The following is a 26,380-nucleotide window of genomic DNA, read 5'->3' as shown; positions in this document are numbered from 1 at the left end:
TCGAAGTGTTCGGGCAGTAACGGGCAGACATCACGGCTTTGGCGGACCGGTGACGCAATTTGCCAAGGCTGGGTCTTGCCAAAGTTGCCAATTCGCGCAAAACTCGAACTAAATAGGCCGGCCATCCGGTGTATGTCGGTTTAGTTCAGCTGTTGACTAGCGAGCTCTAGTTCGCAGTCTCCTTTGAACGACGACAACCGCTCTTGCTAGCCATGGAAATACCCCGATCAATGCGAACGAGACAAGCAAGGAAGGCGACAGGATTCCCGAGAGATTTTCGAGCCCGGCTATCTGTGTGCCGGCATTCACATAGACGGCGGAACCAGCCAACATTCCGATCTGGCTGACCCAGTAAAACGCGCCTGCCGGCAGCGGCGTAAGCCCCATGACCAGATTGACCACGAAAAATGGTACGATCGGTACAAGCCTGAGCGTGAACAGATAGAACGCCCCGTCTTTCTCGACGCCTTCATTGATCCTTGCCAACCACCTGCCGAAGCGGGTTTGGGCAATTTTTCTGATATCTTTGAGTGTTCTTGAAAGTCGTCCCCTCGCTCGCTGAAGTATACAAGTGCACGCGCGGTATGATAAAATGAGTAATAGGAGCGGGCTACGATGAGCCGGTAGCGATTCTTAAAGATTTTGGCGATGAGTTTTGCATCGCGAAGCGTTTCATTGGCAAACTTTATCCGATCTCGAAGTGCGTTTTCAGATAGCTGCTCAATGGTAAGTCCAGACTTCCTTTCAAGTGTAGCACCTAGTCTAAATGAGCTTATTTGAGATTTTTCAGCCTGAGAAATGATGATTAAAAGCCTATCTTCCAAGCTAGGGCTCATTGTTCTTACAGCTCCTCAGATTAGAACTAGTCTACATTTCTTGGTTCTGACGTACATATCCAAGAAAGGTGAGCAGAATACACAGTCAAACAAGCGACTTCTAGTCCAATAGCGATTTGCGATCTCACATCCCATTCCGCTCCCACACCTTCTTCACCGCCGGAACGCTTGTCACCGCCTCGTACATCGCCTTGAGGTTCGGGTGCTTGGCGAAGAGGGCCGGAACGTCCGGCGCCCAGCTGGTGAGCATGGCGGCGTAGATGTCGAGGGCCGAGAGCTTGCCCAGCATGAAGGTGTTGGAGCCCAGCGCCTCGGCATAGATCTCGAACTCGCGCGACATGGTTTCTTCCGCCCGGGCCTTGATGCCTTCGGACTCGGCTGCGACGGTCGTGTAGCGGTGCGGATAGAAGAGGCGGAGATCGCTGTTGTAGAGGGCGGCGGCCAGATAGACCATCCAGCGCAGATATTGCGCGCGCTGCGGCGACGACAGGTCCGGCGCCATTCCGGCCTTCGGAAAAAGGTCGGCGATGTGGATCATCATCGCGGCACTTTCCGTCATGATGCTGTCATCTGGCATCACCAGGGTTGGCACTTCGGCCTTGGGATTGATCCGGTGAAAGAATTCTGGAAACGAGCCATCCGGGTTGCGGTCCAGCACTTCGATTTTATAGGGCGCCTCGCACAGGGCGAGCAGGGCCTCGACGGCGGCGGAACCGGCGGAATTGCGGCAATAGAGCGTAAACATTGAAGATGGTCCTCCCTGCCCCGACGATACAACCACACCGCGCCGGATTGGAAGGTCCGTCATTGCATGACCCCTTGCGAAATGCCATGGTGAGCCAGCTTCAACACACCCGGCCCAACATGCCGAAACCGGCAATCCTGTCATCCAAGAAGATGCGATTCAGCTATTCAACGGCCGACCAGCCGGTGCTGCAGCGCGCCGTCATCCAGGCGATCGAGAAGATCGGCGGGCAGCGGAAGCTGAAGAAGCTCTATGTCCAGCACCAGAAGAGCGTGAAGAACGGCGAGAATTTCTTCGACGCGGCCATGCGGCTGCTGCGCATGAAGGTGGAATATGACGAGGCCGCCCTGGCCCGCACGCCGGAAACGGGCCCCGTTCTCTTCATTTCGAACCACCCTTACGGCGTGCTCGACGGCATCACCCTCACCTGGCTCGCGACCAAAGTGAGGCCCGATACCAAGGTTCTGGCCAATGACGTGCTGTGCCAGGCGCCGGAGGCCGCCGCCAACCTGCTCCCCGTCGCCTTCGCGCCCACCCGCGAGGCCCGCGAGACCAATGTGAATTCGAGGCTTCAGGCCCAGGCCTGGCTGAAGGACGGCCATGCCATCGGCATTTTTCCGGGCGGTGGCGTCTCGACCTCGGAAAAGCCGCTGAAAGGCCCCGCGGTGGACCTGCCATGGGCCCCCTTCACGGCAAAGCTGCTGCGGATGTCGCAGGCGACCGTGGTGCCGGTCTTTTTTGTGGGTCAGAACTCGCGGCTGTTCCAACTGGCGAGCCACCTGAGCCTGACACTGCGGCTGTCGCTCGTCTTCCGCGAGACCGCGCGCCGGATCGGGTCCCGCCTCAAGGTCCGGGTGGGCGCGCCCATTCCCTTTTCCGAAATCGCCCATATCGAAGACCGCGCTGAACTGGTGATGGAACTGAGGAAGCGCACCTTCGCCCTCGCGCGCCCCGAGGACATCAAGGGATCGAGCTTCGATCTCCACTTGCGCGAGGCCCGCATCAAGGGCGTAAAGGCCAAGGGTGAAGACTGAGGCAGAAGAAAAATCTGGCGAAACCGAACCATCGGCCCCATTTTTTGTCATGTTCCATCGAGTCGAGTCCGGAGAGTTCAGGCAATACACATGATCGTGACGTTTCTGCGCATGCCACTTGCCGCACTTGCGGCCCTCATGATGATCGTCCTGTCTCCGGCACAGCCGCAAGCGGCGGCCTCGTGCCCCGTTGCGCCCTTCGTGCAGAGTGCGGGCAATGCCTATGACAGCGCCGCGCGGAACGGTTCGCCCGCGGCCTTTGCCAATGCGGCGGGACGTTACACCGATCTCCGGGCCTTGAGCTTCTTCGCCCTCGGCCGCTACCGCAAGGACCTGCCGAAGTCGCGCGAAGCCGAGTACCTGGCACTCACCCGCAAGTTCATCGGCGAATTCATGCAGGACTATGGCAAGGGCTTTCGCGCCTCCGAACTGACGATCACCGGCTGCAAGGTGAGCGGCAGCAGCTATGTCGTCAATGGCAAGCTCTCGACCGGCGGGAGCGTGATCTTCCGCGTCTCGAAGTCGGGCCGCCAGACCATCACCGACATCAACATGAAGGGCATCTGGCTGGCCCAGCAGTTGCGCTCGACCTTCGTGGGCACGATCAGCCGCACGGGCTCGATCGACGGTCTCTTCGACTATCTGAAAAGCTAGCGCTGCCCAACAAGGAACAGCCGCGGAAAGCGCAGCAGGACAGTGCCCCGGTCATCTTCCGGATAGGCTTCAGCGAGACGGCTCTCATAGTCTGCGAGGAACGCCACGCGTTCGCATTCCGTCAGTGGATCGAGATAGGGCCTGAGACCAGTCGACTTCACCCACTCCACGATTCCGGCAGCGCCCTGCAGAGGGTGATTGTAGGTCGTGTGCCAGATGTCGAGCCGGCTGAACAGCGGCTTGAGCCGCCGGTAGTAGACGATCGGCGCTGGCAGAGGGTCGCGCGCGGCAGAGGCCAGACGAAGTGTCTCTGACCACGGCCCCTGCTCTGCCACCTCCTGCATGAGCCGATGGCTGGGCTCCATCAGGTTGTCTGGCATCTGCACCGCGAGTACGCCACCCTCGCCGAGAGTCCCGGCCAGCCGTTCGAGGACGCCGAGATGGCCGGGCACCCATTGGAGGGCGGCATTGGAGAACAACAGAGCGGGCGGCCAGTCCGGCATCCAGTCCGTGAGGTCGTCGTCCAAGAAACGGGCGGATGGACAGGCGATGCGCGCCGCGTCCAGCATGGCGGGTGAATTGTCGATGCCGGTGACGGATGCCTGCGGAAACCGCTCTACCAGCAGGGCCGTGGAATTGCCCGGGCCGCAACCCAGGTCATAAATGGATTGCGGGTCCTGCAGCGGCACCTGCGCCAGCAGATCGCGCGCGGGCCGTGTGCGCTCATCGGCAAACTTGAGATAGAGGCCGGGCCGCCAGTCACTCATCGGAACACCTTCCGCCGCAGGGCATCTGCCTCGCGCGATGCCATGTGGCATAGCATGTCTGGCGGCAGGTTGAGATCGCGGAGATCCCGTGCCGAGAGCCGCGACAAGTCAAGGGAGGCGGGTAGGCGGGACCGCCCGCGCCGGGCAAATGCGCAGGCAAGCAGGTGCAGCCACTGGTGCAGACCAAGCGTCATGGCAACTCTCCGGACTTTCGATGGGTGATCTTGAAGCCCCTTGAGAATGACCCCACAGCAATGAACTGACCAGCGCGAAAACTGGCAGGAACCATCGATCTGGCTTATATGTCGTCCCATGCGTGACCTGCCGCCCCTCAGCACCATCCGCGTCTTCGAGGCCGCCGCCCGGCTGCAGAACCTGAGCCGCGCGGCGGACGAACTGAACATGACGCAATCCGCGGTGAGCTATCAGATCAAGCAGATCGAGGCCTTCGTGGGCGCACCCCTCTTCGTGCGCGAGGCACGCGGCGTGCGGCTGAACCAGCGCGGCGAGCAATTGGCGCCCATGGTACAGGCGGCCTTGGCCAGCCTCTCGCGCGCCTTCCGGTCGGTGAGCGACAAGGCGCATTCGGTTCTGGCCATCTCCACGATGCAGACCATTGCCGGCAACTGGCTTGCCCCGCGCATCGGGCGCTTCCAGTTGCAGCACCCGGAATTTGCGGTGAGGCTCGACATCTCGCCGCGCCTTGCCGACTTCGCCGCCGACGGCATCGACATCGCCATCCGTTCAGGCCCCGGTGACTGGCCGGGCCTCGAGCGCCACCTGCTTTTCGACCAGACCTTCACTGCGGTGGCGAGCCCCGACTATCTTGCCCGCGAAGGCCGCCCCGAAACACCGCAGGCCATGCTCTCGCATATCCTCATCGCGCCCAGCGACGACTGGTGGAACATCTGGTTCCGCGCGGCGGGTGTTGCGACACCCATCACCTTCACGAGGCCTGGCATCGACGTCGAGACCCAGCAGATGGCGGCGAGCGTTGCCGTGGCGGGCCACGGCATCGCCCTCATCACGCCGCGCTTCGAGGCCGACTGCTTCGCCTCGGGCCGTCTCGTGAAGCTCTTCGACATCACGGCGAGTGCCGGCGATGGCTACTACCTCGCATACCCCCGCGAACATCGCACCAGCCGGAAGATCAGGCTGTTCCGCGACTGGGTGCTGGCCGAGGCTCAAGTCGGCGCGTGAAGCGCTACTCGGCTCCCGTCAGCGCGCGCGGCACGGTCACGGGATCGAGCCGGTAGGACTCCCTGCTGCTGCCGCTGATGCTGTTACCGCTCACTTCATTGTCGTTTCCACTGCCGCTCTCGGCAAGAACGCCGAACAGCGCATTGCCGCCAAGCTCGATGTCGTTCCCCATGATCCGCGTACGGACGACACGTGTGGCGCCGGGCTTGCCGCGCAGGATGCCGATGCCGAAGGTGGTGAAGCGCCCGGCACCGCCATCGCGGTTGACGCCCCGGATGCGGTTTCCCTCGATCACGTTGTCAGCACTGTCGCGCAATCCGGCTGCCGCGCCCCCGATGACGATGCCGCCGATGCCGGCATCCACGATGTCATTGCGGCGGACAACGGTGCGCGAGGCGCCGTGGAACAGCTTGATGCCGAAGGCCCGCGCGTTGACGATGCGGTTGCGAACGATGGTTGTATCGGTGGCGAAGCTGTCGATGCCCTCGCCCACGTTCTCGATGCGGTTGCCCGTCACATCCACATGGGCAGTCCGCATGGTAAGGTTGATGCCATCGGTCTGGGCATTGAATTTCGCGAAGAACTCAGGTCCCACGGTGAGATCGTAGATGTGGTTGCCGCTGATCTCGATCCGCGACGAGCCCTTGTCGTCGTCGTCGAGCACGATGCCGCTGATCTGGCCGCGCGTCTTCGAATTGGTATGGCTCGAATGAATGGCATTGCCAGTGATGACGCCGTCCTGGCTGGCCCCCACATAGACGATGCCATCGGCCAGCGAGAAGTTGGAGATGTCGTTGCCCGCGATCCGGAAATCGCGGCAGCCGCGCAAGGCCATCGCCTTCACATGGCGGTCGTCGATCTGCGTCCCGTAGCGGATGCGGAGCCCCTCGATCCGGACGCCCACCACGTTGGTGGCGAGAATCGCCGTGGCGTTGGGCGCATATTTCTTCTCCGGCGCCGCATTGTCGAAGGCGCCTGCGCCAGCCCCCATCAGCAATGTCGCCGTGCCGTCGCCGAGGATGCCGGAGCCATCGCGGGTGATGTCGAGCCGCCGTGTGATGCGATAGGTCTTGCCCGCCCCCAGCACCACGGTTCCGCCACTGTCGAGCACGCGCTGCAGGGCGGCGGTATCGTCGGCCACGCCATCGCCGCGCGCGCCTCCCGTATTCTCGGACGGCAGGAAAGCGCCCGCCGCCGTGGCGTTCCAGACCGTGAACAGAACAACGAGCAGGCGGAGAAGCGTGATCATCGCACCATCATGGAGCAAGCCCTGAGACGGGGCTGGCCTCAATAGTTCAGAACGATCACGCGCGTGCCCAGCTGCACGCGATCATAAAGATGGATGATGTCGGTGTTGAGCAGGCTGAAGCAGCCCGCCGTGGCCTTCTTGCCCACGAGCTTCGGATCATGCGTGCCGTGGATGCGGTAGATCGTGTCGACATCGCCCTGGTAGAGATAGAGCGCGCGGGCCCCCATCGGGTTGTCGAGCCCGCCCGGCATGCCGCCAGGCACGTATTTGGCGAGCTTCGGAAACTCGGCCAGATGTTCTGGCGTCGGCGTCCAGGTTGGCCATTTCACCATGCGGCCAATCGTCGAATCGCCCGACCAGGTGCGCCCGGCCTTGCCCACCGCCGCGCCATAACGCATGGCCTTGCCGCCTCCCAGCACATGAAACAGGAAGCGCTTCTTCGGATCGACGATGATGGTGCCCGGCTGCTCGGCGGACTCATAATCCACCTCGCGCCGCCGGTACTTGTACTCGATCAGCTTGGCGTCATTCTCGCGAACGGGAAAAGGTTCAGCCTCGGCAAAGGCGGGCACCATGGGCGCGGCGGCTGTGGCGGCAAGTGAAGCGAGAAGCTGGCGGCGGTTGAGTGTCATGGCGGGATTCGGGACTGGTTGATGCTGGCAGCCCTTTAGCACAGCGGAAATGCGCCGTCATGGGGGGTCAGGCTAGTCCAGCAGGGCCTTCAGGTCCTTTGTCAGGATGTGAAGATGCAGCGGATCACTGAACCCCGGGCTGAACCCGTAGCGCACGTAGAAGGCACGCGCCGCATCGTCCTTCGCATGCACCACCAGCGCGCGGATTCCGGCGATGTCGGCGGCGGCCAATGTGCGAAGCACGGCATCTTTCAGAAGGCCTGCACCGACACCCTTGCCCTGCCAATCCTTGTGAACTGCAAGCCGGGCAAGCACCATGATTGGAACCGGATGGCGTGGCAGGCCCTTCTTCAGCCGCTCAGGCGCATCTTCGATCTGCACCTCGCCCACGACGAGCGTGTGAAATCCGGCAACCGCATCGTCGGCTAAGCCCAGATAGGTCTGCGAGGCGTGAGCCAGCTGGCTGTTCAGCGCAAAGCGGATGAGAAACCGGTTCAGCGCCTCGCTGCCGCAGTCGAATCCATCGACGTCATGGTGACGCGCCAGCTTCTCGATGCGAAACGCCGTCACGCCTTGGGATCGAAAAGTCCCGGCGCGCGCAGCAGCTTCTTCAAGCGAGGCAGGGAACGAGGCGGCGCATCGAGGGCCGCCTGAAACCGAGCCCAATCCTCGGATGAAAGCTGGAACAGCCGACGGTCGGCCAGAGTCTCCTCCGCCCGTTCGAGCGCGGACTGCAACACGAATTCCGACACCGACCGCTGTTGCGCCTTCGCCGCCGCAAACAGCCGTTCCTTGGCCTGCGGACTGAGGCGGAGATCAAGCTTCTCGGAACGTGCGGTGGTGGTCATGAAATTGAGGATGGGGTGAACGCCAGACAATGTCAAGACGTCAACTCGGACTCCGGCTGTTCTGTCGGCAGACAAGGCAAACAGCATGAACCGAGATTGATTTCACCCCTACCCCGGCAGCACCACTACTCGCGTTCCGATCTCCACCTGGTTGTAGAGATGGATCACGTCGACGTTCAGCATCCGGATGCAGCCCGACGTCACGTTGCGGCCGATGCCGGAGGGCTTGGGCGTGCCGTGGATGCGGTAGAGCGTGTCATTGTCGCCCTGGAAGAGATAGAGCGCGCGCGCACCCATCGGGTTGCCGCGGCCGCCGGGCATCGGCTCGTCCTTGTATTTCGCAAGTGACGGATAGGCGGCCAGATGCTCCTTCGTGGGTTTCCACTTCGGCCATTCTTGCTTGCGCTTGATGACGGCCTCGCCGGACCATGTCTTGCCATCGGCGCCGACGCCCACGCCATAGCGGATGGCCTTGCCGCCGCCCTGCACGTGATAGAGCCAGTGTTTCTTCGGGTCGACCACGATGGTGCCCGCCGGTTCGGAGGTCTTGTACTTCACCTCCTGCCGGCGGAACTTGTATGGCACTTCCAATGCCTCCGACGCGAAGATCGGCACCAGTTCCGCCGCCTCCGCATCGCCGCCGCGCACGGCGAGACAGCCCGCCGCCAGCATGCTTCCCAGAAATTCACGCCGTGAATACAGCATGTGTCACTCTCCCTGGTTGTCTCAGTTCGATTACCTCGCGAACTGCTTGTACTTGATGCGCTTCGGCATCACGCTATCTTCGCCCAGACGGCGCTTCTTGTCTTCCTCATAATCCTGGAAGTTGCCCTCGAACCATTCGACATGGCTGTCGCCCTCGAAGGCGAGGATGTGGGTGGCGAGGCGGTCGAGGAACATGCGGTCGTGGCTGATGACCACGGCGCAGCCGGCGAAATCCTCCAGCGCCTCTTCGAGCGCCGCCAGCGTTTCGGTATCGAGATCGTTCGTCGGCTCGTCGAGAAGCAGGACGTTGGAGCCGGATTTGAGCATCTTGGCGAGGTGCACGCGGTTGCGCTGACCCCCTGAGAGCGTTCCCACCTTCTGCTGCTGGTCGCCGCCCTTGAAGTTGAATGCGCCCGTGTAGGCGCGGGAGTTCATATCGCGCTTGCCGAGATAGATGACGTCGTTGCCGCCCGAGATTTCTTGCCAGACGGTCTTGTCCGGATCGAGCGAGTCGCGCGACTGGTCGACGTAGCCCAGGTGCACGCTGTTGCCGATGGTGATGGTGCCGGAATCGGGCTGCTCCTGGCCAGTGATCATGCGGAACAGCGTGGTCTTGCCCGCGCCGTTGGGCCCGATGATGCCGACGATGCCGCCGGGCGGCAGCTTGAACGACAGGTTGTCGATCAGCAGCCGGTCGCCATAGGCCTTGGACAGGTTTTCAACGATGATGACGTTGTCGCCCAGCCGCTCGCCCGGCGGAATGATGATCTGGGCGGTGGTCGACTTCAGGCGCTCGTCGTTGATCTTGAGCAACTCGTCATAGGCCTTGATGCGGGCCTTGGACTTGGCTTGCCTGGCCTTGGGAGACGCCGCGATCCAGTCCTGCTCGCGGGCCAGCGCTTTCTGGCGCGCCGCGTCCTCGCGCGATTCCTGCGCGAAACGCTTGGCCTTCTGGCCGAGATAGGCCGAGTAATTGCCCTCGTAGGGGATGCCGCGGCCACGGTCGAGCTCGAGGATCCAGCCCGTCACGTTGTCGAGGAAGTAGCGGTCGTGGGTGACGATCAGGATGGCGCCCGGATAGTCGCGCAGGTGATGTTCCAGCCAGTTCACCGACTCGGCATCGAGGTGGTTGGTGGGCTCGTCGAGCAGCAGCAGGTCGGGCTTCCTGAGCAGAAGCTGGGTCAAGGCGACACGGCGCTTTTCACCGCCCGAGAGATTGTCGATCGAGGCGTCAGACGGCGGGCAGCGGAGCGCATCCATCGCCTGCTCCACCTGGGCTTCGAGGTCCCAGAGGTTCTGGGCGTCGATGATGTCCTGGATCTTGCCGGCCTTCTCGGCGTTCTCGTCGTTGTAGTCGGCCATCAGGGCATTGTATTCGTCGAGGATCGCCTTCTTGGCGGCAACACCCTCCATGACATTGCCGAGCACGTTCAGCGACGGGTCGAGTTCCGGCTCCTGCGGCAGATAGCCGACCGTGGCGCCATCCGCCAGCCAGGCCTCGCCGTTCCACTCGGTGTCGATCCCCGCCATGATGCGGAGCAACGTCGACTTGCCTGAGCCGTTGGGGCCGAGAACGCCGATCTTGGCGTCCGGGTAGAACTGCAGGTGAACGTTGTCGAGGACCTTCTTGCCGCCGGCATAGGACTTCGACAGAGCCTGCATGTGATAGATGAACTGGCGCGCCATCGCGGATTGTCTCTTTTCAAAAAGGGGGAAGTGTTGGCGCGGCTTGTAGTGTCTTATGCCCCCGAAATCAACGCCTACGCGCGGCGCAGCACGCTGACCCACAGGCTGGTGCGATACACGAAGCCCAGTGTCTCGCAGAGGCGGATGGCATTGGTGTTGGTCGCATAGTTGTGGAGGAACGGCGTCTCGCCCCGCGCCATGATCCGCCCCGCGACAAGCCGCGTGAGGAAGCCGGCATAACCCTTGCCCCGGAAACCGGGATCGGTGCAGACGGCGCTTACCTCGGTGAAGCCCGGCACCTGAAAGCGATGTCCCGCCATGGCCACCAGCTTGCCTTCAGCCCGAATACCGACATATCCGCCGAAATCATGAGTCCGCGCGGCGAAGGGTCCGGGCTTCGTCAGGGTGGCCAGCGCAAGCATTTCGCCTGCGTCGGCGTCAGAGAGTTCGAGGAAATTCACGTGCTCATCCGGCGCGGACACCGTCTCGGCCACCATCTGCACGACCTCGACAACATGCTCGGCAGCAGCACCTGGCGGTACTTTCTGCTTCTCCGGCTGGGCCACCAGGATCACGCCACTCTCTGGAATGAGCGCGGTCAGGTCGCAAAGCGCCTCATCGCTGTCATCTGCCATCCCGGCAAAGGGGGAGATGTCGGGACGGTAACGAAGTGCCCGTGGACCGCCGACAGCGAGGTGGCTGTGACGCGTGAGCATGGCATTGAGCGGTGGCCGGTCCAGAACATGCGATGTCATTCGGCGTCCTCCAGTTTGACCCGCTGGTCCAGTGGGCGCTTTGCCAATGCGTCTTCGATGCGGGAGAGCTGTTCCAGCAAGGGGCCATCGAGTCCTTCGCAAATCTCCGCGACAGCACGCTCGACCAGTGGCCAGATCTCGCGCTTGGCGTGATCGACCAGTTTGTGGCCCTGCTCAGTAAGCGCCACGCGCTTCACGCGTTGATCTGTTTTCGAACGCTGCGGGCTGACGAACCCGCGCGCCTCAAGTTGCGCCAGACTGCGGGTCACCCCGGGCTGGGCAATTCCGAGGTTCTGGGCAAGTTCCCCGACGCTCAACGGCCCTTCACGGTCAATGGCGGCAAGCATCGTCCAGAGTGCGCCATGAAGTTCGAAGCCATGTGCAGCGGTCAGCCGCTGAACATCCGCCTGCATCCGCTCCCCGATGCGCTTGAAGCGGCTGCCGAGCGTCAGATAACCATACTCACGGACCAGATCGCCAGTCATCGCAACCTCATTTTCATAACACGTTATATAACACGATATGTAAATGGTTGCAAGAAGGGATCAGCGAAATGAAAGAGGGCGGCCAGTTGTCTGGCCGCCCTCGCGTTCAATGGCGAGCAGGTGTGCCCCTCTTCCGCTGCCGCGCCCGCCTCGCAAACATGTTGAGCGCCTCGACCAGTGCCGAGAAGCCCATGGCGGCGTACACGTAACCCCTCGGAACATGGAAGCCCATGCCCTCGGCGATCAGGGTCATGCCGATCATCAGCAGGAAGCCCAGCGCCAGCATGACGATGGTCGGGTTGGCCTCGATGAACTTCGCCAGCGGATCCGCCGCCAGCAGCATCACCACCACCGCGGCGATCACGGCGATATACATGATGGCGATCTGATCCGTCATTCCGACCGCGGTGATGATCGAGTCGATCGAGAACACAAGATCAAGCAGCAGGATCTGGAAGACCGCGGCCCCGATGGTGAGGGTCATGGTATCGCTTACCAGAGAATCCTTGTGGTCGACGGGATCGACGGTGTGATGGATTTCTCGCGTTGCCTTCCACACGAGGAACAGGCCGCCGGCGATGAGGATGAAGTCGCGCCACGAAAAGCCCTTGTCGAAAGCCGTAATAACCGGTGTCGTGAGTTGGGTTATCCACGAAACGGTTGCCAGCAGAACAAGGCGCATTACCAGGGCCGCGCCGATACCCAGCCGCCGCGCCCGCGCGCGATCCGCTTCTGGCAGCTTGTTGGACAGGATCGAGATGAAGATCAGGTTGTCGATGCCGAGTACGATTTCCATCGCGACCAGTGTCGCAAGGGCGATCCACCCTTCGGCCGTCAGGACGAAAGAGAAATAGGTCTGCCAGAATTCCATGATGGGTCTTTCTGCTGAATCCGCGGTGGGAATGTCCTATGCCGCAGCGATACGCTGTCTTCAACAGCGAAGTCACCAGTGACTTCGGCCGCTGGGTCAGGCCTTCACAACAACCATGTCCCGCTCAGGTTCCATCGGCGTCACCGCCCGGTTACGGCTGGACCGGAGGCTCCGGCCTTGACCGCCGCATGGCCAGCCACCAGACGAAAAACCCGACGGCGAGCGGCGGCCCCGCCAGAATGGCAACCATCTGCCAGTTCACATACTGGCCATCCATGTTCGCCAGGAACAGGAGGCCGCAGCCGCCGGAGAACAGCATGGTGAGCAGTGCGGCTGCGCCGAAGATAAGCCGCAGCGTGGAATGCCGGGGAAGGCCCGCCGCCGCCCGCCGCGCCTCGTGGCGCTCCAGCAGGAACCACAACACGCCACCGAGCACCAGCAGGCCGGCAATGAGACCGAGAAACATCAGGATGGTTCTCCCGGATCAGATGGATTGTGGATGATCGCCTCAGCCTGCTGCTTGCGGTCCCTCTTCACGCCCCAGCGGAACAGGAACCAGCCGAGAATGGCGGGCAAGACACCGAACGGCACGAGCGTCGTCAGCAGCACGGGAATGTCGGCCAGCATGCCCTTTGGGTCGGTGAAGCTGAAAACGACGAACATCAACACGCAGCCGCCTCCAAACGCGAGAAGCAGGAGACCGAAGATGATGGCGACGATATTCATGTCAGGTGATCCTGCGCGCCGTGAGAACGGTGAGCACGGCCTTGATGGCGAGGCCGCCGAGCAAAACGCTGCCGAGCACGTTGATCTCGCTGTCCTTCAGGCCGAAGCTGAGCCACATGGCGGCGAGAACCAGGATCACCAGCACGTCGATGACGGCAAGGACGTGGAAGGCCCAGACCTGTGGCGTCCGCGCGCTGAACAGCGCCAGTAGCACGAGCACGTTCAAGGCAGCGATGCCGCCCGGAATGGCCGCCACCGGCAGCGACTGGAACATGCCGTTATAACCGCTGCCCGACACCAGCAAGAGCGCACAACCGCCAGCGAAGAGAACGATGAGCCCGCAGAAAATGGCGAGGATGATTTTCATCTCAGAGGGCACCTGCCGCTTGTGTCACGCCTGCCCCCTGCTCACGGTCATCCGCTGCCGCGCCGCCGCGTCGCGGTAGAACATGTTATAGGTCTCGAACGGGATGATCTGGCCGTTGGGCGTGACGAAATGGATGCAGGAGCGCTTCACGCGGCCGATGCAGAAATTGTGCTGGTCCATGAATTCCACGATGGCGATGCGGAAGATGTTCTCGTAGCCCATGCCTTCCGGCACCGGGATCTGCGGCAGGCAGCACAGCAGCGCGTCGAGTTTTTCGGGATTGTTGCACTCCGCCGTCGAGAGCGAAAAGAAGTTCAGGATCTGCTTGTGAAGGTCCGGATACTTCTCGAAGGTGATGGCATTGGGCAGCGCCTCCACCAGCATGTCCTTCGGGAAAAAGGATGTGATCGGCGCGATCTTGTTGCCGCTCCGCAGCGCGTAGCCAATGGCGATCGATTCCGGATTGCAGGGCAAGGGTATGATATCGCCCGCGCCGAAGGGAGTCTTCGCCTCGATGATCCGGCGGCGGATGTCGGAGAGCACGATGCGATCCTTGGCAGGGTCGAAGCCTTCGTTGCGGCCCGCGTCCTGGATCGGCTGGAAGGTGATGCCGCGCACGCATTTCCATTTGAGCGCGAAGTCGATGATCTCGCCCAGTTCATCATCGTTCTGGCCGGCCTTCACGACAACAACCAAGGTGGTGGAAATCGATTCCCTTTCAAGGGCTTCCAGCGCTTGCCTGCGAATCCGGGTGAGGTCGGCGCCGCGCAGGTTCTTGTGGACGGACGCCCGCAGCGAGTCGAACTGGAGATAGACTTCGAAGCCGGGCTTGAAGGCCGCCAGTTGCTTCACGAAATCCGGCTCCTGCGCGATGCGGATGCCATTGGTGTTGAGCATGATGTGGCGGATGGGCCGGCGCTTTGCGGCTTCGATGATCTCGATGATCTGCGGATGGATGGTCGGTTCGCCGCCCGACAGTTGCAGGAGATCGGGCTCGCCTTCCGACGCCACCAGCGCATCCATCATGCGTTCGATCTCGGCCAGCGGCCGGTGCGCGGTCTTGGCCGTGGAGCTGTCGGCGAAGCACACCGGGCAGGTGAGGTTGCAGGCCTCGTTCACGTCGATCAAGGCCAGGCACGAATGCTGCTCATGGTCGGGGCAGAGCCCGCAGTCATAGGGGCAGCCCAGCTCAGTGCGGGTCTGGGGCTGCAGCGGACGGTCACCCGGCTTCAGGTAATCGTGGCAGAGCTTGTAATAAGTGGCATCCGTGGAAACGAGCGCCTTCTGCACCCCATGCGCCTTGCAGCGCTTGAGGTAATAGACATTCTCCTCCTCGATGATGATCTTGGCCGGAACCAGCGCCATGCACTCCCCGCACATCGACGTGGTCTGGCCGTAGAAGATGTAAGGGGCAATCTTCCGGATGGGCGCGTTCACGGCTGGGCCTCGCTGGGTTTGAAGAGATCGGCGGTCCATTCATGGCCGAGGATCGCGATGAGGGTGGAGGCAAGGCCCAGCACCGCGAAGATCGTGATGGGCGGCAGCGTCACTCCGACGAAGCCGATGACACCCGCCGACCACAGACCACTGAGCGCCAGGACCACGCGAAGAACCCAATGCGAGCTTTCGCGGAAGCCATTCCGCGCCTGCTCCACCTTGTCGGCGAAGACCACGGTGAGAAGCCCGGTAAGAAAGGGTGGAAACGCCATGATGAAGACGATGAACCACATCAGCATCTTGAAGAAACCGCCGTCATCGATCTCGATCCAGCTGAACAGGATGGCCCACAGCATATAGATCGCCGCGCCCACGACGGCCGCTCCCACGATCTGGACCCAGCCGAGAACCCGGCACCAGAAATCCGCCCGGGTCATTTTGCCTTCGCCCTGACAATCATGACCAAGGAGTAAATCATGAGTCCGGCACAAATGAAATGGAACAGGTTGAAGGGCCCGATGAGGGCGCCGTAGGGTTTCAGGAATTCCAACAAGAAGCGCTGCAGGCCATAGACCAGCACAAGGAGGTAGAAGCCGTTCCGCATCAAGAAGGGGTTGCGCTGACCGATGAGAACAAGTGCCATCACCAGGAAAAGCCCCATGGTGAGGGACTCGTACAGTTGCACCGGGTGACGCAGGATACCGTCGCCGAAGTCATGTCCCCAGGGAAGCGCGGTCGGCGTGCCATGGGTTTGGTCGTCCAGCCCCGACAGGAAGCAGCCCCAGCGCCCCACCATCACGCTGGTCGCGAAGGCCGGAACGAAGATGATCCCCGTCGACCCCCGTATCCCCTTTACGGCCTTGAAGAGTTCAATCGCGACAATGGCGCCCGCCAACGCGCCCACAATGCTGCGCCCGATACCGGGCTCGCCCGAAAGCCAGAGGTTCAGCGTGCCCGCCCCGAAACCGCCGATGACGGCACCCATGACCAGCGCCAGCGCATAGCCAAGTCCCGCCTGTTCGATCTTCTGCCCGGCATCGGCCAACCGCCAGCGATAGACCAGAACGGTCATGGTAAGGGCGGAGGCCGCGGCCAGAAGATCAAACAGAGTATGAACGATCACGCAGTCCTGATAACAGGCAGCGCATTCCAGGCAAAGACCAGCATTCCGGCGAAAAACCCGTAGGACGCCAGCCCCGTAATCGGTCCGATGTTCGGATTGCCGCCAAGATAGAAGAACAGGGACACGACCAGCACGACACCGCTGATGCCCTGAAGCCAGAAGTGCACGTATGCCATCCGCTTGGCGCCGATCTCAGGGAAGAAATGATAGAAGAACGCGAAGACCGAAGACATGATCCAGCCTGCTACCATGGTGTGGGCATGGGTCGGCATCTGGGTGTGGTTTTCGCTGGCAGCCATGTAAATGCCAAGGATCATGCCACACAAAGCATAGATTATCGCAAGAGTCAGAAACAGGCGCGCTGCACCCTTCATGGTCGTTCTCCCGATGTGACTTATGCTGTCGCCCCCCGGCAGTAATGAGGGTTAGCACATTGCGGTCGAATCTCTCATGTATCTGGGATTGAAACGCAGGCGCGAATGCACCTGTGCCGCGCCAGATTTCAGCTCTGGAAGTCGAGTGCGTCGCGGATGATCTTCTGGAGGTCTTCGCGGCGATAGGGCTTCATGATGATGAAGCCTTCGCGGAAGCGCGGCTCTTCCTGATGCACCATGGCGCCCTTTGGGTAGCCGGACGTGTGCACCACCTTGAGATCCGGGCGGATGCCGCGCGCGGCCTGTGCCAAGTCGAAGCCATTGAGGCCGCCGGGCATCACGACATCGGAGAACATGAGGTCGACGTCCAGGTTTTCCTGAAGCTTCGCCAGCGCCTGAAGGCCGTCTTCTGCCTCGATGACGTCATAGCCGAAATCCTGCAGGAAGCCGCAGGCCACCGCGCGCACTGCCTCCTGGTCCTCGACGACGAGGATCTTGGGCTTGCGCGGCGCTTCGGGTTCGGGCTGAAGTTCGACGGTCTCGGTCTCCGCCGGTTGCACCATCTCGGGTGCAACGCCGAGCACTTCCGGAATGACCTCGCCCGCCGCGAACTTGCGCGGCAGGTACATCTTCACCGCAGTGCCGTGGCCCACTTCGCTGTAGACGTTGATGTGGCCACCCGATTGCTTGATGAAGCCATAGACCATGGAGAGGCCGAGGCCCGAGCCCTTGCCCTGCTCCTTGGTGGTGAAGAAGGGCTGGAACACCTTTTCCAGCAGTTCGGGCGACATGCCTGTGCCGGTGTCTGACACCGCGACCATCACATAGTGGCCGGGAGTCACTTCCTGATGCTTCTCGGCATAGGCGGCGTCGAGATAGACGGGCTGCGTCTCGATCGTCAAATGGCCGCCCTTGGGCATCGCATCGCGCGCGTTGATCGCGAGGTTTAGGATGGCGGATTCGAGCTGCGAGGGATCGATCACGGCTTGCGGATCGCCCGCCATGAGATCGGCCTTGAGTTCGGTCTGTTCGCCGATGGTGCGGGCGATCAGCGGCTCGATTCCGGCGACGAGTTCGTTGATCCGCACGTCGCGCGGCTCGAGTTCCTGCTTCCGCGCAAAGGCGAGCATCTGGCGGGTGAGGCCCGCACCCTTGCGGGCCGCATTGATGGCTTCCGACAGGCGCTTGGTCGAGCGGTCGTCCGGCATCTTTCCTTCGAGAAGCTCGAGGTTGCCGATGATGACGGTGAGGAGATTGTTGAAGTCATGCGCGAGGCCGCCGGTGAGCTGGCCGATGGCCTCCATCTTCTGCGCGCGCTGCAGCGAGGAGGCCGCCTGCTTCTTCTCGCTGGCGTCCGCCACCTGCACGATCAGCTGTTCGAGCACGCCCTCGGCACTGCGAACCAGGGTGATGAGGGTTTCGCCCTGCACCGTGCACCCGTCGGGCCGGGAAAATCGAAGTTCGAGCCGTGCGCTTTCCCTGCCGCCCTGCAGAAGGTCGCTCATCACGGTGAGGAAGCCGTTGCGGTCCTGCGGCAGGATCAGCGCGTCGATGGCCGCCTGACCGGGCTCGCGGCCCATCAACTGCCAGAAAGCGGGATTGGCGAGGCTGATTTCACCGGTGGGTGCCGCCAGTGCCATGCCGTGCATGGCATTCTCGAACGCGCCCTTGAAGCGCTGGTCGTCGACGACCGTGACCGGCTGCTCCAGATTGACGGAGATTGGCTGGTCGATGAGGCAGACGGACCGCTCGATGCGGCCCTTGTCACCGCGATAGGCATTCATCGACAGCAGCACCTGGGCGGTGGAACCGTCGCGGCGGATGACATTCATCAGTTCGGAGCGGCACACGCCCGACTGAAAATAGGACGGATAGATGTCCTGCACGAGGCGGGCACGCGACTCCGCCGTCAGGAACTCGTTGAAGGAGCGGCCCTGGACCTCGTCCGGCGTATAGCCCAGCGAAGCGGACCAGTGCCGGTTCACCGAGGTGATGCGGCCCTGCCCGTCCATGCAATGCAGCATGACCGGCAGGCTCGCCAGAAGCATCTCGTAGACCTTGCCGTTCTGGTCCGGAAAGAATGGCACCAGCCCTTCATGCCGCGTCTGCACCGCAGGCTTCTCGATCTTCCATGTGGGGGCCGGAGCGCCCGACCGGAGTTCATCCCATCCCGTGAAAGGCTGGTTGAGGCTGGCGGCGTTGACAGGCGGATTCATGGCGGACCCTTCGCACATTGCTTACCATCATGATTAGGTCGCCCTGAGTTAATGGACCCTTGCCCGAACCCTGAAAACTGGAGCCTTTCCGATCATCCAACTGCAACATTCGCCCCATGGATAAGGAGACGTTAACAGCCCGCCTCAGGCGGTTTCCGGCCGTCCGATGGCCTCGGCGCGGATCACGGCTTCCAGCAGCCCGCTGTCGTCTGCGGCATCGGGGAGATGGTGCTTCGACACGCTGACCTGCACCTGGGGATCATGCGCGCCAAGCTGGGTGACGGCCTCGAGCGCTGCCGCGCGGGCCTGTTGTTCGGCCGCCGCCAGCGCCGCGGTGCCGGAGGTGAATTGCTGGACACCCGATATGCCATGAACGCGGAACAGACCGTTGCCATCGCCTTCGACAGTCACCGTCACCACCTGCGCGATGACGCCGGTCGCGGCACCGACCGCATTGGCCACATCGAAGAACGGCGGGAACACCATGTCGCAGTCAAGCCGCTTGCCGACCTCTTCATAATAGACCCGCACCGGGCCGCCAACCGCAACGACGGGGACCGAAGGTGACAGCGACACCCTTGCGAGGCCGAGCGAGCCACGTCCGGAACTCACCGCATCGACCAGGTCATGGTCGCCGAAGCTCTTGCCGAAGGCCGTGTCGAGAATGACCCTGCAGGTGCGGCGGACAGTTTCCGACCACACCTCGCGGCAGAAGCCCTCGACCCTGACGGCATCGCCCAGCTTCATGTCGCGGAAGCGCACCATCAGCTTCGCGGCGAGTTCCGCGGCAGGGCCGGGCCAGTTGTCCTGAAGCCCCAGAACATGCGCGGCATCCGATGGCGTGAACCCTCCGGTCTGCACCAGCCCCTTGCGCTTGAGCGAGGCCAGCGCCCGTTGCGCGGCGGAAGAGACTGCGATCTTGCGGATGGCGCGCGGACGCTCGTCCACCATCGCGAGGATTTCTGCTTCGCGCGGATTGACCTCGGCTGAGTGAGAGGCGCTTGCGCCGAAGGGTTTCAGCACGAACTTGCCGTGCATTGATCCGCCCTCGGTATCGGCAAGGTCGGCCTCCAGCATGGCGACGACTTCCGGGTAGCGCGAGGCCAGAAGCGAAATCGGTGCCACGCGCTGCGGTCCGACGTCCATCTTGCCATTGAGGCCGATCGAAATCTCGCTGTCGCCGCCAAGGCCGATGGTCTTGACGTCGATGGCCTTCACCATGGTACGCCAGCCGCCGACTTCCGCCCCGTGTTCCGCCACCTGCGGGCGGCCATCTACCAGCACACCGAGGTCGGTCGTGGTGCCGCCCATGTCAGACATGATGAAATCCTTGCGCCCGCAAAGCCATGAGGCGCCGACGAGACTGGCGGCGGGGCCTGAAAGCACCGTTTCGATGGGGCGCAAGGCCACGCGCTCCGCTAGCGCAAGCGTGCCGTCTCCCTTGACGATCATCAGCGGGCAATCGACGCCAAGCGCCGCCATGGAACGGCGCACGGCGGATATCAGCATCGACACGCGCGAGATGAGCCGCGCGTTGAGAACGGCGGTGAGCGCGCGGCGCGGCGCGTCGAGCGCGGAAGTGAGTTCAGTCGAGAGCGTCGCGGGCTTGCCTGTGAACTGGGCGACCAGTTCGCGGGCACGCTGCTCATGCGCGGGATTGCGGACGGCGAAGGCGGACGCAATGGCGAACGCATCGACCGGCATGTTGCCGATAGCCACTTCGAGGGCCGCCACGTCCAGCGGCTTCGCCTCGTCGCCATTGTGGTCGTGCCCGCCCGCGATGATGGTGAGCGGCATGCCCGGAAAGGCCTTGGCGATGCCGGTGCGCTCCGCCATCGCCTGGTCGAAGCCGATGAGGATGACGCCGACGGCGCTGCCGTGACCCTCGACCACGGCATTGGTGGCAAGCGTGGTCGAGACCGAGACAAGCGCGATGTCCTGCGGTTTCAGCCCCTGCGGCAGCCTGGCGATGGCCGCCGTGATCGCCCCGGTGACGCCGATCGAGAGGTCGCCCTTGGTGGTGATCGACTTGGCGGACGCGACCACCTTGTGGCCTTGCGCCTCGATGACGGCGGCATCCGTATAGGTGCCGCCGGTATCGACGCCGATGAGATAGGTTTTCGATGTCATGGCGTCAGATCATCAGGCCCGCAGACATGTCGCTGCCTCGGCAACGGCAATCGCGGTCATGTTGACGACACCGCGCGAGGTGACGGAGCCCGTCAGAATATGCGCGGGCATGGCGGTGCCGAGCAGGATCGGCCCCACCGGCAGAGCTTCGCCGAACACCTTGACGATCTGGTAGGCGACGTTGGCGGACGAGAGATCCGGCATGACCAGCAGGTTCGCATCTCCCTTCAATGTCGAGGACGGCAGCTTGCGGGCACGCACGGCCTCGATCAATGCGGTATCGGCCTGCATCTCGCCGTCAATCTCAAGGTCCGGCGCACGCTCCCGGATGATCCCCAGCGCCTTCCGCATCTTGACGGAGGCCGGCGTATCGAAATCGCCAAAGTCGGAATGCGAGACGAGCGCGATCTTCGGCTGGATGCCGAAGCGGCCGACGTGTGCCGCGCACATCTTGACCGTGTCGGCAATGGCCTCGGCTGAAGGGTCCGGCTGCACATGCGTATCGGTGAGGAACACGATGCCGCGCGACGTGATCATCAGGCTCATGGCCGCGAGCTCGCGCACGCCCGGAGCGAGCCCGATGATATCGCGGATATGGCGGAGCTTGCCGCGATAGCGGCCTTCGAGGCCGCAGATCATGGCGTCCGCTTCGCCACGCCGCATGGCGATTGCCGCGATCACGGTCGTCGACGTGCGGACCAGTGTCCGCGCCGCGTCCGGCGTGATGCCGCGCCGGCCGGAATATTCGACATAGCTGGCGACATAGTCGCGATAGCGCGGATCGTCCTCGGGGTTCACGATGTCAAAATCGCGGCCCGGAACGATGGTGAGGCCGTAGCGCTTGAGACGCGTCTCAATCACCGCCGGGCGCCCGATGAGGATCGGCTTCGCAATCCCTTCCTCCAGCACCACTTCGGCGGCACGCAGCACGCGCTCGTCCTCGCCATCGGCATAGATGACGCGCTGCGGCGACTTCCGCGCCGCCGCAAAGATCTGCCGCATGACGAAGCCCGAGCGGAACACGAAACGCTGCAACCCTTCGGCATAGGCATCGAGATCGGCGATGGGCCTGGTGGCGACGCCCGACTCGATTGCTGCCTTCGCGACGGCGGGTGCGACGCGCAGGATGAGGCGCGGGTCAAAAGGCGCGGGAATGAGGGAGTCCTTGCCGAACAGCCGCGTCTCGCCGTCATATGCTCTTGCCACCACGTCCGACGGCGCTTCTCGCGCGAGGCCTGCGATGGCATTAACGGCGGCCCGCTTCATCTCCTCGTTGATGGTCGAGGCCCCGACATCGAGCGCGCCCCTGAAGATATAAGGAAAGCACAGCACGTTGTTGACCTGGTTCGGGTAGTCCGAGCGCCCGGTGCAGATCATCGCGTCCGGCCTGATCGCCACGGCCTCCTCCGGCATGATTTCCGGGTTGGGATTGGCCAAGGCAAGGATGAGCGGATCGGGCGCCATCTGCTTCAGCAGCTCTGGCTTCAGCACGCCTCCCGCCGAGAGGCCGAGGAAGATGTCCGCACCGGCCATCACATCCTTCAACGCGCGGGCATCGGTGTCCTGCGCGAAGACCGCCTTCCAGCGGTCCATCAACTTCTCGCGGCCCCGATAGACGACGCCTTCGAGATCGGTCACCCAGATGTTGCTCACCTCAGCGCCGAGGCTCACGAGCTGGTTGAGGCAGGCGAGGGCCGCGGCACCCGCACCCGAGGCCACGATCTTGACCTTGGAAATGTCCTTGCCCGCCAGCATGAGGGCGTTGGTGACGGCAGCGCCGACGATCACCGCCGTGCCGTGCTGGTCGTCGTGGAACACCGGAATGTTCATGCGCTCGCGGAGTTGCTGTTCGATTTCGAAACACTCCGGGGCCTTGATGTCCTCAAGGTTGATGCCGCCAAAGGTGGGTTCAAGTGCCGCGACGGTGTTGACGAAACCCTCCACATCGTACTGCGCCACCTCGATGTCGAAGACGTCGATGTCGGCAAATTTCTTGAACAGGACGGCCTTGCCCTCCATCACCGGCTTGGCGGCCAGCGGCCCGATGTTGCCGAGGCCCAGGACCGCGGTGCCGTTCGAGATGACGCCCACCAGGTTGGCGCGGCTGGTGTATTTGGACACCAGCGATGGGTCCGCATGAATCGCTTCGGAGACCGCCGCGACCCCGGGGGAATAGGCCAGCGCCATGTCGCGCTGGTTGCCGAGCGGCTTGGTGGCACGAATTTCCAGTTTTCCGGGCTTGGGCTGCGCATGATAGATCAGTGCGCCCGATTTCAGGTCGCTCGATATGGGCGCGGACATGGTGCGTTTCTCCTCTTCCCCGGCCCCTTGTGGCCCCGATTGCCGCTGATTTGCAACCCTTTGGCACGCCCGGGCATTTGCACGTTGATTGGCGGCCCCAGTGGACTAGAATGCCGAAATCATGCTGACACCCCTGAAAACCGAAGTCCGCAAGGTCGACGACCTCAGCCATGAGGCGAGGCGGTTCCGCACGATCCTGTGGAGTTTCGAGAAGAACATCGAGCTTCTGTTCAAGGGCACCGGGCTGGCGGCGGAAGTCGACCATGCAGCGCTCGCCGAAGCCTTCTCGCGCTGGCGGCAGGCCTTCGACCAGACCAAGCACCTGGCCGACATCAACCGGCAGGATTTCACGCTGTTTGCTGCCGGCATGATGCTGAAGGAGCTTCTCGCCTCACGGCCCATCACGGCGATCGTGCCCACCGAGCTTGGGCTCCCCGCCATTCCGGACACGCTCGACCACCGGCTGAAGCGCTGGCCCGAGGGCTATGCCTATACCAGTTTCTGCCTCTCGGTCGCTGCTGCCGTGCTGAGCGAGATGGGTGATGCAGAACCGAAGGAGTCCGGTGTCACCGACGACCCCCGCTTCTGGGATTCCTTCCGTGAAAACGTGGCCGAGAACCCGGCCAACGCCATCGCCTTCTTCGACATGGTCGTTGGCCTGAAACCCAACTGGAACGCGCCCGATGTGCCGTGGATGCGCCGCACCTTCATGGACCGCAAGCAGTCGATCGAGGGCCAGCGCACGAAAGACGCTTTGGAATGAAGGGTTACGGGCCGGCGCCGCGGCGCTTGCGGTTGCCCGCCCTATCGGCGAAGAATGACACCTTGGGGCTTGGGAGGGCTTGATGCATGGCGGCAACCCGCATACTGATTGTCGACGATCACCCGCTGTTCCGTGAAGCGCTGAAACAGGCGATATCAGGCGGTGTCGCCCAGGCTACAGTAGCGCTCGCGGGCTCGCTCGACGCCGCCACCGCCCTTCTCGACAAGGATGACAATTTCGACCTGATCCTGCTCGACCTTCGCATGCCGGGCGTGCAGGGCCTGTCGGGCCTCATCTATCTGCGCGCGCAATATCCCAACATCCCCGTGGTCATCGTGACAGCCTCGGACGACCAGGGCCTCGTGCAGAAGGCGCTGAACCTCAATGCGTCCGGCTTCATCCCCAAGACCTCCGGCATCGAGACCATCATCGCGGCGGTGAATGCGGTCTTGAAAGGCGATATCTGGGTACCCGAGGGCCTTGCCGAGGCGACAGCCGCCGACAAGGAAGCCGACGAGATCGCGCGGCGCATCGCAACGCTTACCGCCCAGCAGATCCGCGTCCTGATGATGCTGCGCGAGGGCCTGCTGAACAAGCAGATCGCCTATGAACTGAATGTCTCCGAGGCCACCATCAAGGCGCATGTTTCGGCCATCCTGCAGAAGCTCAACGTATCGAGCCGCACGCAGGCCGTGATCGCAGCGAGCCGCATCGACGGCGTTGCGGCGGCGGAGCACTGAAGTTTAGACGGGAGCCTCGGCTCGTATGGCGACGTGTGACATGGCGGCCCGAAGTGCTGCCGGCTTCACGGGCTTCCGCAACAGATGGACATCATGCGCCACCGCGAGGTCGGCGACCGCCGGAGTTCGGTCGGCGGTGATGAGAACGGCGGGGATATGCCGCCGCGCCCTGGTTCGCAGCGCCCTGATCACCGAGATTCCGTCTTCGTTGTTCAGGTGATAGTCGGCAAGAATCATATCGAACTTACCTTCGGTCGCGGCAAGGACAGCCAGCGCCTCGTCGAGCCCCGCGGCGGTGTGGACCGTGTTGCCCCAGCCCGTGAGCAGCACTTCCATTCCCTCGACGATCCTTCGTTCGTTGTCGATCACCAGCACCCGGAACGCGCCCGCCAGCGCCGGCGGCTGAACCTTGCGCTGCTTTTTCAGAACGGCGGGGTTGATGGCTTCCGTGACGGGGACGTCGACGGCGAACGTCGACCCCTTGCCCTGAGCAGAGCGCAAGGTGAGCGGTGCTTCGAGCACCTTCGCCATGCGCTCCACGATCGAAAGCCCGAGGCCCAGCCCGGAGGTGCCATCGCCATCGGTATGCAGCCGCTGGAACTCCTGGAAGATGATCTCCCGCTTGGAATCCGGGATGCCGGGACCCGTATCGTGAACCTCGATCCTGAGCATGTTGCCGTGCCGCCTGCAGCCCATCAGCACGCGGCCTTCCTTCGTGTACTTGATGGCGTTGGACACGAAGTTCTGGAGCACGCGGCGAAGCAGCTTGCGGTCGGAATTGAGCGTAAGGCCGCACGGCACCACAGTGAACCTGAGGCCCTTCTTGCGCGCTGCCGGCCCGAATTCGAGCGCCAGCGCCTGCAGGATGTCGTCGATGCGGAAGGGCGCCACCTCGGCTTTCATGGCGCCCGCGTCGAGGCGTGAAATGTCGAGCAGCGCCGAGAGGATTTCCTCCACCGCTTCGAGCGAGGAATCGACGTTTCGCACAAGCTCGCCATCCTTCGAGCGCTTCATGCGTTCGACCAGCGTGGAGGTGAACAGCCGCGCCGCGTTCAGCGGTTGAAGAATGTCGTGGCTCGCCGCCGCGATGAAACGCGTCTTGGAGAGGTTGGCGGCATCGGCTTCGGCCTTGGCGTCGGCCAGTTCCGCATTGAGGCAGGTGAGTTCGGCCGTGCGCTCCATCACGCGGCGTTCCAGCGATTCGTTCACGCGCTGCAATTCCTCGGCCGCCAGTACGCTTTCTGTCGCGTCGATGACGGTGACGACCACGCCGCCATCGGGCATCGGGCTCGACCGGAACTCGAAGACCTGGCCCGTGTCCATCCGCCGCTCGCGGAACACCTCCTGCGTCATGGCGATCTTGCTCACCCGGTCGTCGATGGCTTCCGTGCCGCTCGCTGTCCGCGACAGGAAGGCGCCCAGCACTTCGGTGATGGGCGTGCCGACCCGGTTGAGGTCGCTGCCCAGCCCCAGGAACTCCTGCAACGTGCTGTTCCAGCAGATGAGCGTCATGCCGGGTTCAAACACGGCGAGGCCCTGGTCGACGTTGTCGATGGCCGATTGCAGCAGGTCGCGGTTGTGCTGGATGGCGGCGGAGGCATCGTCCAGCAGCTTCATGGCGCCGCGTGCATGCGTCGAATGACGCTCCAGCATCAGCGCGATCACGAGGCGGGCCGAGGCAACGCCCACAGCACTGGCCAGCAGATGTTCGGCAAAGCGGATGAGCCGCACGTCGG

General features: G+C 62.8%; 29 protein-coding genes. 5 read left to right on the top strand and 24 right to left on the bottom strand.

Translation table 11 applies throughout. The features are described from left to right. Positions 1-156: 156 nt before the first annotated feature. Positions 157-513 (bottom strand): TVP38/TMEM64 family protein, encoded by a 357-nt coding sequence (locus ACEW8Q_RS05685; RefSeq protein ID WP_373503088.1) that lies wholly within the window; start codon positions 511-513, stop codon positions 157-159. A 447-nt stretch (positions 514-960) separates the two neighbouring features. Then, complete coding sequence (locus ACEW8Q_RS05680; protein WP_373503087.1) at positions 961-1,581, bottom strand: glutathione S-transferase family protein; 621 nt, start codon at positions 1,579-1,581, stop codon at positions 961-963. Positions 1,582-1,667: 86 nt separating this feature from the next. On the opposite strand from ACEW8Q_RS05680, the gene ACEW8Q_RS05675 reads away from it, so the two are divergent. Together ACEW8Q_RS05675 and ACEW8Q_RS05670 are read left to right on the top strand one after the other, a co-directional pair. Next, a complete protein-coding gene (locus ACEW8Q_RS05675; protein WP_373503086.1) occupies positions 1,668-2,615 on the top strand; it encodes a lysophospholipid acyltransferase family protein in 948 nt (315 codons plus the stop codon). Between the two features lie 90 nt (positions 2,616-2,705). After that, positions 2,706-3,269: an ABC transporter substrate-binding protein gene (locus ACEW8Q_RS05670; RefSeq protein ID WP_373503085.1), complete on the top strand. Its 564-nt coding sequence runs from the start codon at positions 2,706-2,708 to the stop codon at positions 3,267-3,269. Here the strand turns inward: ACEW8Q_RS05670 and tam are convergent. After that, the gene (tam, locus tag ACEW8Q_RS05665) at positions 3,266-4,036 is read right to left on the bottom strand and encodes a trans-aconitate 2-methyltransferase (RefSeq protein ID WP_373503084.1); all 771 of its coding nucleotides are present in this window, start codon (positions 4,034-4,036) and stop codon (positions 3,266-3,268) included. The two genes, ACEW8Q_RS05670 and tam, sit on opposite strands and share 4 nt — an antisense overlap. Next, positions 4,033-4,230, bottom strand: coding sequence for a hypothetical protein (locus ACEW8Q_RS05660; protein ID WP_373503083.1), 198 nt, complete (start codon positions 4,228-4,230; stop codon positions 4,033-4,035). The genes tam and ACEW8Q_RS05660 overlap by 4 nt, the downstream gene beginning before the upstream one ends. A gap of 118 nt (positions 4,231-4,348) precedes the next feature. On the opposite strand from ACEW8Q_RS05660, the gene ACEW8Q_RS05655 reads away from it, so the two are divergent. Next, complete coding sequence (locus ACEW8Q_RS05655) at positions 4,349-5,236, top strand: LysR substrate-binding domain-containing protein (RefSeq protein WP_373503082.1); 888 nt, start codon at positions 4,349-4,351, stop codon at positions 5,234-5,236. Between the two features lie 4 nt (positions 5,237-5,240). Here the strand turns inward: ACEW8Q_RS05655 and ACEW8Q_RS05650 are convergent, their stop codons facing one another. The 19 genes from ACEW8Q_RS05650 to ACEW8Q_RS05560 all read right to left on the bottom strand — a co-directional run bounded on the left by ACEW8Q_RS05650 (position 5,241) and on the right by ACEW8Q_RS05560 (position 23,141). Continuing rightward, entirely contained in the window at positions 5,241-6,485 is a 1,245-nt protein-coding gene (locus tag ACEW8Q_RS05650; protein ID WP_373503081.1) for a right-handed parallel beta-helix repeat-containing protein, read from the bottom strand. 38 nt (positions 6,486-6,523) lie between these two features. Continuing rightward, on the bottom strand, positions 6,524-7,117 hold the full coding sequence (locus ACEW8Q_RS05645) for a L,D-transpeptidase (RefSeq protein WP_373503080.1): 594 nt from the start codon (positions 7,115-7,117) through the stop codon (positions 6,524-6,526). Between the two features lie 72 nt (positions 7,118-7,189). After that, complete coding sequence (locus tag ACEW8Q_RS05640) at positions 7,190-7,687, bottom strand: GNAT family N-acetyltransferase (protein ID WP_373503079.1); 498 nt, start codon at positions 7,685-7,687, stop codon at positions 7,190-7,192. Continuing rightward, positions 7,684-8,001, bottom strand: coding sequence for a DUF1778 domain-containing protein (locus tag ACEW8Q_RS05635; RefSeq protein ID WP_373503078.1), 318 nt, complete (start codon positions 7,999-8,001; stop codon positions 7,684-7,686). The genes ACEW8Q_RS05640 and ACEW8Q_RS05635 overlap by 4 nt, the downstream gene beginning before the upstream one ends. Before the next feature lie 72 nt (positions 8,002-8,073). Beyond that, on the bottom strand, positions 8,074-8,670 hold the full coding sequence (locus ACEW8Q_RS05630; RefSeq protein ID WP_373503077.1) for a L,D-transpeptidase: 597 nt from the start codon (positions 8,668-8,670) through the stop codon (positions 8,074-8,076). Between the two features lie 30 nt (positions 8,671-8,700). Beyond that, positions 8,701-10,356, bottom strand: a complete 1,656-nt coding sequence (ettA, locus tag ACEW8Q_RS05625) for an energy-dependent translational throttle protein EttA (protein ID WP_373503076.1) — start codon at positions 10,354-10,356, stop codon at positions 8,701-8,703. Between the two features lie 74 nt (positions 10,357-10,430). Continuing rightward, positions 10,431-11,111: a GNAT family N-acetyltransferase gene (locus ACEW8Q_RS05620; RefSeq protein ID WP_373503075.1), complete on the bottom strand. Its 681-nt coding sequence runs from the start codon at positions 11,109-11,111 to the stop codon at positions 10,431-10,433. Continuing rightward, positions 11,108-11,596: a MarR family winged helix-turn-helix transcriptional regulator gene (locus ACEW8Q_RS05615; protein ID WP_373503074.1), complete on the bottom strand. Its 489-nt coding sequence runs from the start codon at positions 11,594-11,596 to the stop codon at positions 11,108-11,110. Before ACEW8Q_RS05615 ends, ACEW8Q_RS05620 begins: the two co-directional genes overlap by 4 nt. Positions 11,597-11,702: 106 nt before the next feature. Further along, entirely contained in the window at positions 11,703-12,467 is a 765-nt protein-coding gene (locus ACEW8Q_RS05610; protein WP_373503073.1) for a TerC family protein, read from the bottom strand. Positions 12,468-12,618: 151 nt separating this feature from the next. Continuing rightward, the gene (locus ACEW8Q_RS05605) at positions 12,619-12,933 is read right to left on the bottom strand and encodes a hypothetical protein (RefSeq protein WP_373503072.1); all 315 of its coding nucleotides are present in this window, start codon (positions 12,931-12,933) and stop codon (positions 12,619-12,621) included. After that, positions 12,933-13,193: a hypothetical protein gene (locus ACEW8Q_RS05600; protein ID WP_373503071.1), complete on the bottom strand. Its 261-nt coding sequence runs from the start codon at positions 13,191-13,193 to the stop codon at positions 12,933-12,935. Before ACEW8Q_RS05600 ends, ACEW8Q_RS05605 begins: the two co-directional genes overlap by 1 nt. Before the next feature lies 1 nt (position 13,194). Then, complete coding sequence (locus ACEW8Q_RS05595; RefSeq protein WP_373503070.1) at positions 13,195-13,560, bottom strand: hypothetical protein; 366 nt, start codon at positions 13,558-13,560, stop codon at positions 13,195-13,197. A gap of 24 nt (positions 13,561-13,584) precedes the next feature. After that, positions 13,585-14,997, bottom strand: coding sequence for a radical SAM protein (locus ACEW8Q_RS05590; protein ID WP_373503069.1), 1,413 nt, complete (start codon positions 14,995-14,997; stop codon positions 13,585-13,587). Further along, positions 14,994-15,434: a hypothetical protein gene (locus tag ACEW8Q_RS05585; protein ID WP_373503068.1), complete on the bottom strand. Its 441-nt coding sequence runs from the start codon at positions 15,432-15,434 to the stop codon at positions 14,994-14,996. The genes ACEW8Q_RS05590 and ACEW8Q_RS05585 overlap by 4 nt, the downstream gene beginning before the upstream one ends. Then, positions 15,431-16,120, bottom strand: a complete 690-nt coding sequence (locus ACEW8Q_RS05580) for a prolipoprotein diacylglyceryl transferase family protein (protein WP_373503067.1) — start codon at positions 16,118-16,120, stop codon at positions 15,431-15,433. Before ACEW8Q_RS05580 ends, ACEW8Q_RS05585 begins: the two co-directional genes overlap by 4 nt. After that, positions 16,117-16,494, bottom strand: a complete 378-nt coding sequence (locus ACEW8Q_RS05575) for a hypothetical protein (protein WP_373503066.1) — start codon at positions 16,492-16,494, stop codon at positions 16,117-16,119. The genes ACEW8Q_RS05580 and ACEW8Q_RS05575 overlap by 4 nt, the downstream gene beginning before the upstream one ends. 128 nt (positions 16,495-16,622) lie before the next feature. Further along, on the bottom strand, positions 16,623-18,710 hold the full coding sequence (locus ACEW8Q_RS05570) for a PAS domain S-box protein (protein ID WP_373503065.1): 2,088 nt from the start codon (positions 18,708-18,710) through the stop codon (positions 16,623-16,625). A gap of 144 nt (positions 18,711-18,854) precedes the next feature. Next, positions 18,855-20,840: a hydantoinase/oxoprolinase family protein gene (locus ACEW8Q_RS05565; protein WP_373503064.1), complete on the bottom strand. Its 1,986-nt coding sequence runs from the start codon at positions 20,838-20,840 to the stop codon at positions 18,855-18,857. Positions 20,841-20,852: 12 nt separating this feature from the next. Next, complete coding sequence (locus ACEW8Q_RS05560) at positions 20,853-23,141, bottom strand: NADP-dependent malic enzyme (protein ID WP_373503063.1); 2,289 nt, start codon at positions 23,139-23,141, stop codon at positions 20,853-20,855. 121 nt (positions 23,142-23,262) lie between these two features. Here ACEW8Q_RS05560 and ACEW8Q_RS05555 point away from each other — a divergent pair, with 121 nt between their 5' ends. After that, positions 23,263-23,904: a hypothetical protein gene (locus tag ACEW8Q_RS05555; protein WP_373503062.1), complete on the top strand. Its 642-nt coding sequence runs from the start codon at positions 23,263-23,265 to the stop codon at positions 23,902-23,904. 86 nt (positions 23,905-23,990) lie between these two features. Continuing rightward, entirely contained in the window at positions 23,991-24,644 is a 654-nt protein-coding gene (locus ACEW8Q_RS05550) for a response regulator (RefSeq protein ID WP_373503061.1), read from the top strand. Positions 24,645-24,647: 3 nt separating this feature from the next. On the opposite strand, the gene ACEW8Q_RS05545 is transcribed toward ACEW8Q_RS05550, so the two are convergent. After that, on the bottom strand, positions 24,648-26,380 hold a 1,733-nt coding region (locus ACEW8Q_RS05545), incomplete at its 5' end, for a NahK/ErcS family hybrid sensor histidine kinase/response regulator (RefSeq protein ID WP_373503060.1).

The sequence above is a fragment of the Aestuariivirga sp. genome, from assembly GCF_041738905.1.
In the GTDB taxonomy this organism is placed as follows: Bacteria; Pseudomonadota; Alphaproteobacteria; order Rhizobiales; family Aestuariivirgaceae; genus Aestuariivirga.
Note: the sequence above shows the minus strand (reverse complement) of the source record. Positions and strands in the feature narration are given on the sequence as shown.